General features: G+C 65.2%; 13 protein-coding genes and 1 pseudogene. 5 read left to right on the forward strand and 9 right to left on the reverse strand.

The window, feature by feature from the left end; all coding sequences use genetic code 11:
* The 3 genes and pseudogenes from EV665_RS06140 to hisD all read right to left on the reverse strand — a co-directional run.
* Positions 1–206, reverse strand: a pseudogene (locus EV665_RS06140) (Re/Si-specific NAD(P)(+) transhydrogenase subunit alpha); the annotation flags it as partial.
* 26 nt (positions 207–232) lie between these two features.
* The gene (locus tag EV665_RS06145) at positions 233–997 is read right to left on the reverse strand and encodes an SDR family NAD(P)-dependent oxidoreductase (protein WP_133033442.1); all 765 of its coding nucleotides are present in this window, start codon (positions 995–997) and stop codon (positions 233–235) included.
* Between the two features lie 108 nt (positions 998–1,105).
* Positions 1,106–2,416 carry a histidinol dehydrogenase gene (gene hisD, locus EV665_RS06150; protein ID WP_064331063.1) on the reverse strand — a complete coding sequence of 437 codons (1,311 nt, stop codon included), beginning with the start codon at positions 2,414–2,416 and terminating at the stop codon, positions 1,106–1,108.
* A 96-nt stretch (positions 2,417–2,512) separates the two neighbouring features.
* On the opposite strand from hisD, the gene EV665_RS06155 reads away from it, so the two are divergent.
* On the forward strand, positions 2,513–3,493 hold the full coding sequence (locus EV665_RS06155) for a LacI family DNA-binding transcriptional regulator (protein WP_133033443.1): 981 nt from the start codon (positions 2,513–2,515) through the stop codon (positions 3,491–3,493).
* 19 nt (positions 3,494–3,512) lie between these two features.
* Here EV665_RS06155 and EV665_RS06160 read toward each other — a convergent pair whose 3' ends face one another.
* The 6 genes from EV665_RS06160 to EV665_RS06185 all read right to left on the reverse strand — a co-directional run bounded on the left by EV665_RS06160 (position 3,513) and on the right by EV665_RS06185 (position 10,302).
* Entirely contained in the window at positions 3,513–4,577 is a 1,065-nt protein-coding gene (locus EV665_RS06160; protein WP_133033444.1) for an ABC transporter ATP-binding protein, read from the reverse strand.
* A 6-nt stretch (positions 4,578–4,583) separates the two neighbouring features.
* On the reverse strand, positions 4,584–5,465 hold the full coding sequence (locus tag EV665_RS06165; protein WP_133033445.1) for a carbohydrate ABC transporter permease: 882 nt from the start codon (positions 5,463–5,465) through the stop codon (positions 4,584–4,586).
* A 10-nt stretch (positions 5,466–5,475) separates the two neighbouring features.
* A complete protein-coding gene (locus tag EV665_RS06170; RefSeq protein ID WP_133033446.1) occupies positions 5,476–6,504 on the reverse strand; it encodes a carbohydrate ABC transporter permease in 1,029 nt (342 codons plus the stop codon).
* A 106-nt stretch (positions 6,505–6,610) separates the two neighbouring features.
* Positions 6,611–7,858, reverse strand: a complete 1,248-nt coding sequence (locus EV665_RS06175; RefSeq protein ID WP_133033447.1) for an ABC transporter substrate-binding protein — start codon at positions 7,856–7,858, stop codon at positions 6,611–6,613.
* 125 nt (positions 7,859–7,983) lie between these two features.
* Positions 7,984–9,189: an ester cyclase gene (locus EV665_RS06180; RefSeq protein WP_084438038.1), complete on the reverse strand. Its 1,206-nt coding sequence runs from the start codon at positions 9,187–9,189 to the stop codon at positions 7,984–7,986.
* 342 nt (positions 9,190–9,531) lie between these two features.
* Positions 9,532–10,302 carry a DeoR/GlpR family DNA-binding transcription regulator gene (locus EV665_RS06185; RefSeq protein ID WP_133033448.1) on the reverse strand — a complete coding sequence of 257 codons (771 nt, stop codon included), beginning with the start codon at positions 10,300–10,302 and terminating at the stop codon, positions 9,532–9,534.
* Positions 10,303–10,564: 262 nt separating this feature from the next.
* On the opposite strand from EV665_RS06185, the gene EV665_RS06190 reads away from it, so the two are divergent.
* Genes EV665_RS06190 through EV665_RS06205 form a run of 4 tightly spaced genes read left to right on the forward strand, consistent with a single transcriptional unit; the run spans position 10,565 to position 14,980 of the window.
* Complete coding sequence (locus tag EV665_RS06190; protein WP_245507651.1) at positions 10,565–11,968, forward strand: NAD(P)/FAD-dependent oxidoreductase; 1,404 nt, start codon at positions 10,565–10,567, stop codon at positions 11,966–11,968.
* Positions 11,965–13,188 carry an NAD(P)/FAD-dependent oxidoreductase gene (locus tag EV665_RS06195; protein WP_133033449.1) on the forward strand — a complete coding sequence of 408 codons (1,224 nt, stop codon included), beginning with the start codon at positions 11,965–11,967 and terminating at the stop codon, positions 13,186–13,188. Before EV665_RS06190 ends, EV665_RS06195 begins: the two co-directional genes overlap by 4 nt.
* Positions 13,188–14,582: an FGGY family carbohydrate kinase gene (locus EV665_RS06200; RefSeq protein ID WP_133033732.1), complete on the forward strand. Its 1,395-nt coding sequence runs from the start codon at positions 13,188–13,190 to the stop codon at positions 14,580–14,582. The genes EV665_RS06195 and EV665_RS06200 overlap by 1 nt, the downstream gene beginning before the upstream one ends.
* 38 nt (positions 14,583–14,620) lie before the next feature.
* Positions 14,621–14,980 (forward strand): DUF1937 family protein, encoded by a 360-nt coding sequence (locus EV665_RS06205; protein ID WP_133033450.1) that lies wholly within the window; start codon positions 14,621–14,623, stop codon positions 14,978–14,980.
* Positions 14,981–15,003 lie beyond the last annotated feature (23 nt).

Raw genomic sequence — 15,003 nt, forward strand, 5'->3', positions numbered from 1 at the left:
TCCGACGCCGCCACCAGCGCAGCCGCATCCTCCACCACCGTCACCCCGGCCGTACGGTAGGCATCGTCCGATATGCCCGAACCCTCCCCGGCGCCCGCCTCCACAAGGCATGCGTGGCCCAGCTTCTGCAACTGCATGGCGGATTCGGGCGTCAGCGCGACGCGCGCCTCGCCGGCAAACCGCTCCTTCGGCGCTCCAATGCGCATTGTAGGCTTCTCCATGATATGCGGGATCAGTCGGCGGTCCAGCCGCCATCGACCATCAGAGCGGTTCCGGTCACCATCGACGACGCATCCGATGCGAGATAGGTGACGGCGGCCATGATATCCTCGACGCGGCCGATGCGGCCGAGCTTGATCTTTTCCTCTATCCACCGGACCCGTTCGGGATTGGAAAAGGTCTGCTCGGTCAGGGGCGTGCGGATGAAGGTCGGGCAGATCGTGTTGACCCGGATGTTCTTCGGCCCCCATTCGATCGCCATCGACTTGGTAAAACCCTCGACGGCATGTTTCGTGGCGCTGTAGACGGCGCGGTCGATGCCGCCGACATGGGCCATCTGCGAGGAAACATTGATGAGCGACCCCACCTCGCCGGCCGCAAGCAGCCCTCTGGCGACGGCGCGTGTCAGGAAATAGGCGCCCCTTACATTGAGCGCGAAGACCGCATCGAAGTCGGCCGGGCTCGTCTCGACGGCCGGGCCGTGACGGGCGACGCCGGCGCTGTTGACCAGAACCTGGAACGGCGGCTGCGCGGCGATCGCCGCTTCCGTCGCCTCGACATCGGCGATGTCGAGCACCAGTGCCTCGGCCGAAAACCCTTCGGCGCGGATCGCGTCCACCGCCTCGGCAAGCTTGCCCGACGAGCGCGCCGACAGCATCACATGGGCGCCGGCCTCTGCGAGCGCCACGGCGCAGCCGAAGCCGATGCCGGACGAGGCGCCGGCCACCAGGGCACGCTTGCCGTCGAGGCGGAAGGAAGGGGTGCGCGGCAGGCTCATGATGCATGGCTCCATGCTGTAACAGGGGCACCGCCATCCGGCTCGAAGCACCTGACGATGTAAAGCGATCTATCCAAGCGAGCCCCCTCCAATCCGATCGACTGCGGCTTACGCCGCAGCCTCTCCATAGCCGACATTGCGGCCGCCATAGCGGCGAACGCGGATATTGGCCTGTTCCGCGTGACCGACAAAACCTTCCAGCATGCAGAGCCGCGAGCAATAGGCGCCGATCTCCGCGGCCGCCTGGTCGGTCGTGACCTTCTGGTAGGAGTGGGTCTTCAGGAACTTGCCGACCCAGAGCCCACCGGTATAGCGGCCGGCCTTCTTCGTCGGCAGAGTATGGTTGGTGCCGATCACCTTGTCACCATTGGCGACATTGGTGCGGGGCCCGAGGAACAGCGCGCCGTAGGAATGCATGTTCTCCAGGAACCAGTCGTCGCGGTCGGTCATCACCTGCACATGCTCGGAGGCGATCTCGTTGGCGACCTCCAGCATCTCCTCATAGGTATCGCAGACGATGACCTCGCCATAGTCGCGCCAGGAGGCGGTGGCCGTTTCCGTCGTCGGGATGATCGAAAGGATGCGGTCGATCTCATCCATCGTCTGCCGCGCCAGCTTTTCCGAATTGGTCAGCAGAACGGACGGCGAATTGTAGCCGTGCTCGGCCTGGCCGATCAGGTCGGTGGCGCACATTTCGGCGTCCACCGTCTCGTCGGCGATCACCATCGTCTCGGTCGGGCCGGCGAAGAGGTCGATGCCGACGCGGCCGTAGAGCTGGCGCTTGGCTTCCGCGACAAAGGCATTGCCGGGGCCGACCAGCATGTCGACCGGCTTGATCGTCTCGGTGCCGAGCGCCATGGCGCCGACGGCCTGCATGCCGCCGAGCACGTAGATCTCGTGGGCGCCCGCCTTGTGCATGGCGGCGACGATCGCCGGATGCGGCTCGCCCTTCTGCGGCGGGGCGGAGGCGACGATGCGCGGTACGCCGGCAACCGAGGCCGTCAGCACCGACATATGGGCCGACGCCACCATCGGAAACTTGCCTCCCGGCACGTAGCAGCCGACCGATTGCACCGGAATGTTGCGGTGGCCGAGGATCACACCCGGCATCGTCTCGACCTCGATATCCGTCATCGAGGCGCGCTGGGCTTCCGCGAAACGGCGGATCTGCGCCTGGGCGAAATCGATATCGGCCATGTCGCGGGCCGAGACCTTGGAGATGGCGGCTTCGATCTCCGACGGGCTCAGCCTGAACGACGGCGGCGAGAACTTGTCGAACTTTTCCGAAAGATCGCGCACGGCGGCATCGCCGCGCGTCTCGATGTCCTTCAGCGTCGCTTCAACGATCGCCCGGACCTTCGCATCGTCTTCCGACCGCTGGGCCTCGGGCTTGCCGCGTTTGAGATAGGTAACAGTCATGGATCAGATCTCCCTTTCGCCCCGAAGGATATGATGCTATGCGGGAAGCGCAAGTTTTCATATAAGAACTGAAAAATTTTCACACACGGTCACCCGATGAAGCCCACCGCAAAGCAGGTCGCCCACGCCGCAGGCGTTTCCCTCGCCGCCGTATCGCGTGCATTCACGCCGGGCGCGCCGCTTGATGCGGCCAAGCGGAAACGCATCCTGGCGGCGGCCGAGTCCCTGGGTTACATCAGCCCGGCCAGGCGCACGGCCAATGCCATCGCAGCCGGAACCATCACGCTGGTCGCAGGCGATCTTCTCAACCCGTTCTATCCGACGGTGCTGGATACGCTGGCCAGGCAACTGCAGGCGAGCGACCGGCAACTGCTTGTCTACACGATGGCGGCCAATGCCGATGTCGATGCGATCATCCCCCAGATCCTCGCCGCGCGGCCGTCCGCCATCATCGTGACGTCGACCTTCCTGACCTCCAACATGGCGCGGGCCTGCCGGCAGCATCAGATCAAGGTCGTGCTGCTCAACAGGATACAGCGGGATGCGCGCATCAATGCCGTTGCCTGCGACAACTACCAGGGGGGCCGGGACATCGGCCGCCGGCTTCTGGAGCGGGGCTACCGCAAGATCGGCTTCATCGGCGGTGTCGCCAACACCTCGACGCATGCCGAGCGCGCCCGCGGCTTCCAGGACATCCTGGCGGAGGCGGGCCGGTCCATCCATGTGCGCGCTGCCGGCGACTTCAACTACCATGACGCCTATGCGGCCGGCATGGCGGTGCTGTCCGGCGGCGATCCGCCGGACGCGCTGTTCTGCTGCAACGACATCATGGCGCTCGCCGTCATGGATGCGGCAAGGGAGCGCGGGTTGAGAATTCCGGACGATCTGGCGGTCGCCGGCTTCGACGACATCCCGATGGCAGGCTGGAACGCCTACCGGCTGACGACCATCCGGCAGCCGGTCGAGCGCATGGTGCAGGAAGCCCTCAATCTCATCGACGACCCGACGATCAAGCCTTCCGACGACGGCGTCACCCGCACCCTGCCGGGCACGCTGATGGCGAGGAAGAGCGCCTGACGGCCGCCGGCCGACCATATCAGCCGCCGGGTATGCGTGCGATCCGCACGCCGGTCCTGGCATCGAACAGGTGACAGATCGAAGCCGGGATCGCCGCATGCACGACATCGCCGATTTCGGCGCGGTATTCCTTGCCGGACTTGATCGAGACGAGCTGGTCGCCGAGCCTGAAGCTCGCCATGGTCGCCTCGCCGAGAAGCTCCATCGAATAGATCGCGGCACCAAGCTCGCCGCCTTCTGAAATGAGCGAAGCATCCTCGGCGCGAAAGCCGAGCGTGACCGACCCCTTCACATCGGTCTGCAGACCGGGGATGGTGATGCCCGGGCCGCGGAACGTGCCGTTCTCGATATCGCCGGAAACAAGGTTCATCGCCGGCGAGCCGATGAAGGAGGCGACGAAGGTGTTGGCCGGGTTGTCGTAGATCTCCGTCGGCGTGCCGACCTGCTGGATGACGCCCTTGTTCATCACCACCACACGGTCGGCCAGCGTCATCGCCTCGATCTGGTCGTGGGTGACGTAGATCGTCGTGACCTTCAGCGTGTGCTGCAGGTTCTTGATCTGGGCGCGGGTCGAGACGCGCAGCTTCGCATCGAGGTTGGAGAGCGGCTCGTCCATCAGGAACACCGAGGGCTGGCGCACGATGGCGCGGCCAAGCGCCACGCGCTGGCGCTGTCCGCCCGATAGCGCTGCCGGCCGGCGTTCGAGGAAATCGGTAAGCTCCACCATGCGCGCGGCCTGCATGACCTTCTCGTGATGCAGCGCCTTCGGCACCTTTCGCACGCGCAGCGGGAAGCGGATGTTCTCGTAGACGGTCATGTTCGGGTAGAGGCCGTAGCTCTGGAACACCATCGAGATGTCGCGGTCCTTCGGCTCCAGCCTGTTGACCATGCGGTCGCCGAGCCAGATCTCGCCCTCGCTGATGTCTTCCAGCCCGGCGATCATGCGCATCGTCGTCGTCTTGCCGCAACCCGAGGGACCGAGCAGAACGAGGAACTCCTGGTCGGCGATATCGAGGTTGAAATTGTCGACCCCGACGAAATTGTGCCAACGCTTCGATACGTTCTTGAGGCGGATTTCAGCCATTTGCGATTATCCCTTCACGGCGCCGGCGGTGAGCCCGCTGACGATCTGACGTTGGAAGAACAGGACCAGCACGAAGAGCGGCGCGGTCGCCGAGACGACGGCGGCAACGGCGAACATGACATTGCCCTCCTGCTGGACCGTCCCGAGGAAGCTCGCGATCTTCGGCACCATGGTTTGGTTGGGCTGGGAGAGTAGCATCGCGGTCACGGCGAAGTCGTTATAGGCGAGCAGGAACGAGAACAGCCCCGTGGTGATCACGCCCGGCCACATGACCGGGATCACCACGAGGCGGAAGGCCTGGAAACGCGAGCAGCCGTCGACCATCGCGCTCTCGTCGAGGTCCTTGGGGATCGACAGGAAGAACGAGTGCAGCATCCACAGCGTGAACGGCTGGTTGATGGCGACCAGCACGATGATGGCGGTCGGCATGTAGCCCCAGATGTTCATCTCGAAGAACGGCAGCAGGTAGCCGGAGACCAGCGTGATATGCGGCATGGCACGGAAGACGAGCGCCAGCATCAGCAGCCAGAACGTATAGCGATAACCGGAGCGCGCCAGCGCATAGCCGCCGAGCGTGCCGAAGGTCAGCGACACGACGACCACCGACACCGTGACGATCACCGTGTTGATCACCGAGGAGAAGAAGTCGCGCAGCACCCAGGCGCCGTAATAGCCGTCACCGGTGAAGGCCGAGCCGGTCCGGGCGATCGTGCGCGTGCCCTCGATGGCGAACCACCAGCTATCGCGCGAGAAGAAATCCTGCTCGACCTTGAACGATCCCCAGACCGTCCAGATGAAGGGGAAGGCGGCCATGAACACCCAGAGGAGCACGAAGCCTGTGGAAAGCACTGCCAGCGGCAGGGGCTGTCTGCGTTTTGTCACCATCATCACGGCGCCCTCATCGACGGTTGAAGTCTCGCCAGGTGCGCACCAGCACCGGCGAAAGCAGGATGATCACGCCGACGATGGTCAGCATCGACGTGGCGGCGGCCGAGCCGAAGAGCTGGTCGACCTGGCCGCGCAGGTCGTTGAAGATCGACCAGGACAGCGACGTGGCATTGGCTTCGGCGCTGAAGCCGACGATCGGCTCGAAGACCCGGAAATTGTCCATCAGTTGCACCAGCCCGACGAAGGTGGCGAGCGGCATGAGATGCGGGATCACCACGAAGCGGATGCGCTCCCAGCGGCTGGCGCCGTCGATCATCGCGGATTCCAGCGTATCGTGCGGCACGGTCTGCAGGCCGGCATAAAAGACGACGAAGGAAAACGGCGCGTTGTGCCAGATGCCGTAGACGAGGAGCGTGATCCAGGTGAGCACGGCCGACGACTTCAGCGACAGCGTGGGATCGTTGAGCAGCACTTGCAGCGTCGCGCCGAGAATGCCCTGCGACGACGCCATCCAGTAGACGATGAGCGCGCCCACCAGCGGCGTCACGATCATCGGCAGCAGCGAGAAGAAGATGACCGGCCCCTTGTAGAAGGGCGGAATGGCGTTCACCCCGAGCGCGATGCAGAAGCCGAGCAGCATGGCGAAGGGCGTGACCACGAACGTATAGGTCAGGGTAAAGGCAAGCGCCCTGTAGAATGGCAGGTTGTAGACGCGCGCGACGGTATCCTTGAAACCGGCATTGTCGGAGAGGATCGCGCCGATCTCCGTGACGGCCAGATGGTTGCGGTCGAGATAGGTACCGAAGCCGTTGAAACGGCCGAGCGGTTCGTCGTTGCGCAGCTTTTCGGTCGCTTCCGCATCGACGCGCGTTTCCTTGGTGCAACCGGAAAAGGGCGTACAGGTCTCGACCTCGGTCACGACCCGCTCGTGCTGGACATAGAGCGACTGCACCGCGACCGAGACGATCGGCAAGGCGATGAAGAGCAGCATCGCCGCAAGCGACGGCATGATGAAGGCAAAGAAAGCCCTGTGCGGCATGCGCCTTCTCCTTGCTCAGGATTGAATGTTGCGTTCGTCCCGCCTCGGGCAGGACATCTCGATCGAAGCCTGCGGGACGCGCCGGCTGGGCCGGCGCGCCCGAGGCTCACTTCAGGAAACCGCCTTCGCGGGCAGCCGCGGTATAGGCCGCCTCGACATCCTTCAGCGCCTCCTCGGCACTCTCACGTCCCTGCATGAATTCGGCCAGTTCCGCGCCGAGCGCGGTGTGCAGCAGCCCCATATAGGGCAGCATCGGATAGGGTTTCGCACCGCCATTGGCGGTTTCGAGCACGCCGACGGCGACGCGGCCGGGCTTGTAATCCTTCGTCAGCCAGGTCGCGAGGTCGGGATTGTTCTGGCCGACCTCCGGACGGATGCCGTAGACCATCGCACGGAAGGAGGCTTCCGCATCCTCGTCGGAAATGTTCCTGGCGATGGAGAACCCGTCCCACCACAGGGCTGCCGCGGGGACCGAGCCGCCACCGACGGTCGGCGCACCGACCAGAACCGTGTTGTCACCCACCCCGTCTGCGGCCTTGGCCGGATCGATCGCGCCGTTGGCAAGCGACCCCCAGCCATTGATGATGGCGGTCTTGCCGGCCGCATAGACCTTGATGATCTCGTCGGCATTGTAGGTCATGTAGTCCGGGTTCATGTATTCGGTCATCGCCTTCATCGTGGCGAGCGCGGCCAGGCCCTTTTCGTTTCTGATGGCGGGAACAGCCGAACCCGCTTCAAAAAGTTCGCCGCCATAGCCGAGATACATATTGACGAATTCGGCAGCCAGGTCCCAGCCGGCCTTGTCGGAGGCGGACAGCGGGTAGTCCATCAGGCCCTTTTCCCTGATCGCCTTGGCGGCGGCCAGGATGTCCTCATAGGATTTCGGCTGCGCCAGGCCGGCCTTCTCCAGAATGTCCTTGCGCAGGAAGAGGTGCTGCGAATTGCCCATGAAGGCGACCGCCATGACCTTGCCGTCGAGCTTGATCAACTGCGTCGGCAGAAGGTCCTGCCCATATTTGGCGACGAGGTCGTCGAGCGGGCGCAGCAGGCCTTCATTCAGCAGCGGCACGATCGAATTGTTGGCGATGACGGCGACGGTGTATTCGGCCGGACTGATCTTGAGCGCCGGCACCTGCAGGTTCTTGTGCTCGGTCGTCTGGTTCGTGATGACCTTGACCGTGCCGGAAGCGCATTTTTCGGCCTCCGACAGGACGAGACGCAGCCCGTCGAAATCGTTGGCAAGGATGCGCACCGAACCTTTCTCGATGCCGCAGTCCGCCCGGGCGGGCAGTGCCGCCGCAAGACTTGCCAGCACCAGGGCCGCGGTCGATGCGAAGAATGTCGATTTTCTCATGTTCCCACCTTCTTTGTTGGCGGCGCCCCGTTTTCGGGGTCGCCGCATTCCTCGGTCAGGCACCCTTGACGGGCGCCGATGCCGGATCGTTCGAGATGTCCACAGGCGCCTTGGATATTCTCCGCCTAGCGCAGAACCTGGATGAGCACGCCGAACTCGTTGAAGGTCGTCCACTCCTTGGTGACGCGGTTGCCTTCGATCAGCCAGTGCGTGATGCCCCAGATATTGACCTCGCGGCCGGTCGGCTCGCCATAGCGGCCAAGCCCGCGATGCGTGCCGGTCATCGACCAGCGGATGGCCACGACGAAACCTTCCTGGGCATTGCCCATCCAGTAGAGGTCGTCCACCGAATAGAGCACGTCCGGGAACATGGCGAGCTGCGAGAGCATGAAGGAGCGCAACTGCCCCGTACCGCGGAAGATGCGGCTGCCGGTCTGCTGCGAGACGATGCCGGGATGATACACCTGATCGAGCGCGCCGAGATTGCGTCGGTTCCACATTGTGTGCAGCGCCGCGCGCACGAACTCTTCCGGATTGTCGCGTATCTCCGTCGGCACCGCCATCTTCTCCGGCTTGCCCTGCCCCACCGTGCGCTTCGGCTCGCCGCCCAGGAAATCGCGCGGCAGCCCCGTCGTCGCGCCGGACGACGCCGCACGCTTCGCCGTCTCGACAACATCGAAGCCGAGCTGCCTGACCACCTCCGCCGTGTCATAGACGACGTGCTCGTAGAAGATCTCATTGTCGCGGGCGACACAGTTCGCCATGCAGAGGAACTGCACGCGGCGACCGGTCGGCGCGCCGTAGCGGCTGAAGCCGGTATTGGTGCCGATGATCTGCGAACGGTGCGACGTGTGGAAACCGATCGCGTCGTCGCCGGCCCAGACCACGTCTTCCGCGACGATGCGGATATCGGGAAAGGCGTTGTTCAGCGAGGTCGTGTCGGCGACGATCTTGTCGCGGCCTACCTGCAGCGCCAGGTCGTCCCACACCAGGCAGTCATGGCTATAGGTGTCGTAGATATAGCCGATATCCTTCTCTTCCCAGATCTGGTGGGTGATGCGGATGATGTAGTCGATGATATTGACATATTGCGGCTCGAAGCCGGTCAGGCGCTGCTTGACCAGATGGTCCGGCGAGCGGCCGATGAAGGCATCCGTGCCGCCACGCCGATAGGCGTCAAGCGAGATCGTATAATCGCGGGGCATGTGCTCGGGCGACAGCGGCCGGAACCGCGAGCGCCCCTGTTTCGTCTCTGCCCGGCCCCTGCCGGCAGGCATCTCCTCATGGACCACGGCCTGCTTGCCGACGACCTTTCCCGACTGCTCGCTCATCACTTTCCCTCATTTTTTGCATTCGTATGCAGAAGGAAACATGAAATGCTCGATCGGTCAATAGTAAATGACTGTTCGGTCACATTTCTCCTGATCCCACATTCTCACCCACACACCAGACGGCAAGAAGGAGCGCAAACCGGGCACCGACAGAACCACCGTCTGGTGCCCGCAATGCGTGCGGCCCACAGCACCACGACGCCCAGAGGGTCGAGGTCTGACTTGTGCCGGGCCAGTCGGCTGGAGCAATTCCAGCAAGAGTGTGACGCGGCCTTGCGTCCGGAATTTTGTTAAAACAACGAGTTAGAGCGCTTCCACGATTCGAGGAAAAGCGGAAACACTCTAGGCGACCACGATCTTCGTGCCCGCCCTCTCCAGCGCCTCGGCGATCGCGGGCGGCGGTGGCGCATCGGTGACGAGCCGATCGATGCTCGACCAGGGCGCCACTTCGAAAATGCCGCGCTTGCCGAATTTCGAGGCATCGGCGAGCACGGTGACGATGTCGACGCGCTCGATCATGCTCTGCGCGACTTCGGTCACCTGGGCATCGAAATCCATCACCGCGTGCTCATCCACCGAGCCAACCGTCAGGAAGGCATGGCGGGCGCGGAACCTGCGGATCTGCTCCACCGCGAACTGACCAAGCGATTCCCCGGCATCGGCACCATAGGCGCCGCCGATCAGGAAGACCTTGTGGTCCGGGTTGGCGGAAAGCGTGGCGGCGATGCGCCAGGAATTCGTCACGACGACCAGCATCGGCAGGTCGACCAGGGCTTCGGCGAGGATCAGCGTCGTCGTGCCGGTGTCGATGAAGACCGCGTCGCCCGGTGCCAAAAGGCTTGCCGCCGCATGTGCGATCCGGCGTTTGGCCGGCAGGTTTTCCGCCATGCGCAGGGCAAAAGGCCCCTCCACCGCCGGCTCCACCTGGGTGTTGGAGCGCACGCGGGCGCCGCCGTGGAATTTCTTCAGCCGCCCCATGGCATCGAGATTGGCAAGGTCGCGCCGGATCGTCTCGCGCGAGGCGCCGAGCGTCTGCGCCAGGTCGTCGACGCTTATTTCGCCCGCCTTGTGCACGAGCTTCACAATTTTTTCGTGGCGATCGGCAGGCCGCATCGGCGCTTCCTTCAGATGGCGATTCGCGCAGAAATCCACGCGATTTGCAGCATTTCTCCCGTTGTATCGTTGAATTCGGTCAAGTCAATGACTGAATTACGACCGTTCAGTCATCTCGTCGCAATGTCGCTTGCCGGGAAATACGGGCGGGAGAGCACCTTACTAGCGGCGCTCTGGAATCTTCAGCGCTTCAGCATGCTTTACATTCGGTCATTCAGATTATACCGTTCAGTCACATAATGACCGAACGGGAGATAATGCCGTGCCACTCCATCCACCGATCGCGGAAACTTTCGACGTCGCCATCATCGGCGCCGGCGTCGTCGGCTGCGCGGTGGCCCGCCGGTTCGCGCTGGCCGGCGCGAAGGTGCTCCTGATCGAGAAGGGCGCCGACATCCTGTCGGGCGCCTCCAAGGCCAACAGCGCCATCCTGCATACCGGCTTCGACGCCCCGCCCGGCAGCCTGGAACTGGAACTGGTGCGGGCCGGCCGGCAGGAATATCTGGAGATCAAGGACAGCCTCAACCTCCCCCTGGTGGCGACGGGCGCCTATGTCTGCGCCTGGAACGCGCTGGAGGCCGAAAAGCTCGCCGGCATCGAGCAGCAGGCTCGCGACAATGGCACGATGGATGTCGTTCTGCGCTCCGGCGCACAAGCGCGCGCGTCCATGCCGGCGCTCTCCGATCGCCTCGTCGCGGCGCTGGAGGTGGCGGGCGAGCACATCATCGATCCCTGGACGGCGCCGCTCGCCTATCTCAACCAAGCCGTGGCGCTCGGTGCGCGGTTCCTGCGCGGGACGGAACTCCTCAAGGGCACGTTCGACGGCGCCTGGCGCCTGGAGACGACGGCCGGTGAGATCAAAGCCGACAGCGTCATCAATACGGCCGGGCTTTACGGCGACATTGTCGATACCCGTCTCGGCTTCGAGGCCGCCTTCCGCATCAGGCCGCGCAAGGGCCAGTTCGTCGTGCTCGACAAGGCGGCCGCACGCTATGTGCCGCGCATCATCCTGCCCGTGCCCACCGAAGTGACGAAGGGCATCGTGGTCTGCCCGACGGCCTTCGGCAACGTGCTCGTCGGCCCCACGGCGGAGGAGCAGGAGGACCGGGTGCGTGCCACCGTCGAGACCCAGACGCTGGAAGCCCTCCTCGCCCGCGCGGCAGAGATCGTGCCGGCGCTCGCCGGCATGCCCGTCACCGCGCTTTATGCGGGACTCAGGCCCGCCAGCGAGGAGAAGGGCTACAGGGTCTTCGTACGCCCGGACCAGCGCGCCATCACGCTCGGCGGTATCCGCTCGACAGGCCTCAGCTCCGCCCTCGGCCTCGCCCAGCATGCGCTGAAGCTTCATGCGGGCTTTGCCGGCCCCTTCACGCCCCCCGCGGACGTGCCTGACATCGCCATGCCCAACCTTGCCGAATGCCGCGAACGCGACTGGCAGCGCCCCGGCCATGGCGAGATCGTCTGTCACTGCGAACTGGTGACCCGCCGGGAGATCGAAGCGACGTTTGAAAGCCCGGTGCCGCCCGGCGATTTCGGCGGACTTCGCCGCCGTACCCGCGCCGGCATGGGCCGCTGCCAGGGATTTTATTGCAATGCGCGGCTGGCCGAGATGACCAAGGGCCGGCTCGCCGCCCCGCTCGCCATCGAGACGGAGGGCGGCCGATGAGCGCGGCGGATGCGGATGTGCTGGTCGTCGGCGGCGGCCCCTCCGGCGTGGCGGCGGCCATCGAGCTCCGCCGGCAGGGCCGGCGCGTCATCCTGCTCGACCGCGAGCCGGCGCTTGGCGGCGCGACGCGCCATTGCAGCCATTCCCCCTTCGGCATGCTGGAATTCGGCCGCGTCTATTTCGGCGCCGCCTACGGCCGCAAGCTGGCGCGGGAAGCGCAAAAGGCCGGCGTCGATATCCGCACCGGCCATTCCGTCGTTGAGCTTGCCGAAAACGGCGCGCTCTTCGTCACCGCCGGTCCCGGCGTCGAACGGCTGACGGCCGAACGCATCCTCGTGACGACCGGCGCGCGCGAAAAACCGCGCTCCGCCCGACTGATCTCCGGCGACCGGCCGATCGGCGTGGTCACCACGGGCACTCTGCAATCCTATCTCGCCTTTCACGGGCTCCTGCCTTTCCGGCGACCGCTGATCGTCGGTTCCGAGCTCGTCTCGCTTTCGGCGGTGCTGACCTGCCTCAGCCATGGCGCAAGGCCCGTCGCGATGATCGAGCCACGCCCCCACGCCCTCGCCCGGGCGCCGCTGAGCTGGTTTCCGACGCTGGCCGGCGTGCCGTTCCATCGTGGTGCCCAAATCGTCGACATCATTGGACGGAATCGCGTCGAGGCGGTCACCATTCGCCGCGGCGAAAAACTCGAAACGCTCGACTGCGACGGCGTGCTGCTGACGGGACAGTTCACCCCGGAATCCGCACTGTTCCTGCAGTCGGCCATGGGCATAGACCAGGGCAGCGCCGGACCGGCCGTCGACCAGCACGGCCGCGCGCTCAACCCGCGATATTTCGCCGCCGGCAATGTCCTGCGCGCGGTGGAGACGGGCGGCTGGGCTTTTCGCGAGGGCCGTGCCATCGGAAGGACCATCGCCGAGGACCTTCGGCACGAGGCGGAGGACGGCAGGCCCGTACCCGTCACCTTCGATGCGCCGGTCAAGCTCGTCGTCCCGAACATCCTGCGCCGCGCATCGTCGCTGCCGGCGGCGTTCCGGGACTTCCAGCTCCGCTTCCTGCGCCGCGCGAAGGGCCGCCTGTCGCTCGAACTGGAGGGACGCGAGATGTGGCACGCTCGCGGCACCTGGATGCCCGAACGGCGCATCCTCGTTCCCATTCCCGCGGAGGCGCCACGGGCGCAGCACGTCCATTTTCGTTTCAGGGAGGAAACATGATGCGGGTCGCCGCGATAGATCAGGGTACGACATCCACGCGCTGCCTCGTCATCGAGGATGGCGGGGCATGGACGGTCGCCGGCACACGCCGCCATGCGCAGCACCATCCCGCGCCCGGCTGGGTGGAGCACGATCCGGAGGAGTTGCTGCGCAATATCGAGGCGGTGCTGGAAGGCGCAGGCCCGGTGGATGCCATCGCCATCTCCAACCAGGGCGAAAGCTGCCTTGCCTGGGACAGCGAGACCGGCAAGCCCCTGTCACCCGTCATCGTCTGGCAGGATTCACGCACCGCGGCCGATCTCGCCGCCCTGCCGCCCGAGGCCGAGGCGCGCTCCAAGGCGGTCTGCGGCCTGCCGCTCGATCCCTATTTTTCTGCAAGCAAGCTCGCCTGGCTCGTGAAGAACGTGCCGGCCGTCTCCGCCGCGCTTCATGCCGGCCGCCTACGGCTCGGCACGACCGACGCCTTCTTCCTCGACCGGCTGTGCGGCATCTTCCGCACCGATCTCGCAACCGCATCGCGCACCGGCCTCATCGACCTTGCGACCGGCACCTGGAGCGAGGAAATGTGCACCCTGCACGGCGTGCCGCGCCAGTGCCTGCCCACCATCGGCGCGGTCGATGCAGGCTTCGGCGCGATCGGCGGAACGCCGGTAAAAGTGTCTATCGTCGACCAGCAGGCGGCCCTCTTCGGGCACGATTGCCGCAAGCCCGGCGATTGCAAGATCACCTTCGGCACCGGCGCCTTCCTGCTGGCGATCGCCGGCGACCGGCGCCCGCCCGCCTCCGACCTCCTGCCCACCATCGCCTGGCAGCGCGCCGGCGAAACCGCGACCTTCGCCATCGAAGGCGGCGTCTACGATGCCGGCTCGGCACTCGAATGGGCGCGCAGCATCGGCCTCTTCTCGGCGATGGAGGAGCTGGGCAGCTTCGAGGGACCGTCGGCGCTCAGCCGCGGCATCGTCTTCGTGCCGGCGCTGTCAGGCCTTGCCGCGCCCTATTGGGATCGCCAGGCCGCGCCCCTCTTCATCGGCATGGACCATGCGACGGACCGGCGGGACATGGTCCGCGCGGTGCTGGAAGGCATCGCCATGCTGACGGTCGGTCTCATCGAAGCGGCAGCCAAGGTGGGCGAGCTCGGCTCGAGCATCTCCATTGACGGCGGTGTCTCGCAGAGCGCCTATTTCGCCCAGTTCCTTGCGTCCGCGAGCGGCCGGTCGATCACCGTGGCGCCGATGCACGAGCTGACGGCGCTCGGCCTTGCGGAACTGGCCGGCCTCGACGTCAGCGGCGCACGCACCGCTGCCCGGACTTTCAAACCGGACGGCATGGTTGCGGCCGCCGACCATGCCCGCTTCGCCAAAGCCATCGAAAGGGCGCGCGCCTGGCGGCAATGACGCCGCCGGCCACATCCTCAAATCCCACGGAGCCAAACATGCGAAAGATCTTCCTCGCATGCCCCTACGGGCATGCGGACAAAGCCGTCGTGGAACGGCGCTTCGACATCTCGAACGCGGTCGCCGCCCGCATCGTGCGAAACGGCGCGGCCGTCTTCAGCCAGGTCTCCATGTCGCACCCGATCAACGGCCAGCTCGCCGGTCTCGACAAGGCGGCGATCGGCAGCCTCTGGGCGCCGGTCGATGCCCTCTTCATGGCGGCGATGGACGAGCTGATCGTCATCGACGAACCCGGCTGGAAGGAAAGCGCCGGCGTCGCCCGGGAGATCGACTTCTTCAAGGAGCGCGGCCGCCGGGTGAGCTTGTGGAGCGAGGTGGAGAGCGACTTTCCGGCATGAACTGAACTTCGAAAAACCCGAAA

The organism is Shinella granuli (assembly GCF_004341885.1).
GTDB lineage: Bacteria > Pseudomonadota > Alphaproteobacteria > Rhizobiales > Rhizobiaceae > Shinella > Shinella granuli.

Bases quoted from the DNA above. Each gene is read 5' to 3' on its own strand.
- EV665_RS06145 (WP_133033442.1), bottom strand. From the start codon at position 997: ATGAGCCTGCCGCGCACCCCTTCCTTCCGCCTCGACGGCAAGCGTGCC.
- hisD (WP_064331063.1), bottom strand. From the start codon at position 2,416: ATGACTGTTACCTATCTCAAACGCGGCAAGCCCGAGGCCCAGCGGTCG.
- EV665_RS06155 (WP_133033443.1), top strand. From the start codon at position 2,513: ATGAAGCCCACCGCAAAGCAGGTCGCCCACGCCGCAGGCGTTTCCCTC.
- EV665_RS06160 (WP_133033444.1), bottom strand. From the start codon at position 4,577: ATGGCTGAAATCCGCCTCAAGAACGTATCGAAGCGTTGGCACAATTTC.
- EV665_RS06165 (WP_133033445.1), bottom strand. From the start codon at position 5,465: ATGATGGTGACAAAACGCAGACAGCCCCTGCCGCTGGCAGTGCTTTCC.
- EV665_RS06170 (WP_133033446.1), bottom strand. From the start codon at position 6,504: ATGCCGCACAGGGCTTTCTTTGCCTTCATCATGCCGTCGCTTGCGGCG.
- EV665_RS06175 (WP_133033447.1), bottom strand. From the start codon at position 7,858: ATGAGAAAATCGACATTCTTCGCATCGACCGCGGCCCTGGTGCTGGCA.
- EV665_RS06180 (WP_084438038.1), bottom strand. From the start codon at position 9,189: ATGAGCGAGCAGTCGGGAAAGGTCGTCGGCAAGCAGGCCGTGGTCCAT.
- EV665_RS06185 (WP_133033448.1), bottom strand. From the start codon at position 10,302: ATGCGGCCTGCCGATCGCCACGAAAAAATTGTGAAGCTCGTGCACAAG.
- EV665_RS06195 (WP_133033449.1), top strand. From the start codon at position 11,965: ATGAGCGCGGCGGATGCGGATGTGCTGGTCGTCGGCGGCGGCCCCTCC.
- EV665_RS06200 (WP_133033732.1), top strand. From the start codon at position 13,188: ATGCGGGTCGCCGCGATAGATCAGGGTACGACATCCACGCGCTGCCTC.
- EV665_RS06205 (WP_133033450.1), top strand. From the start codon at position 14,621: ATGCGAAAGATCTTCCTCGCATGCCCCTACGGGCATGCGGACAAAGCC.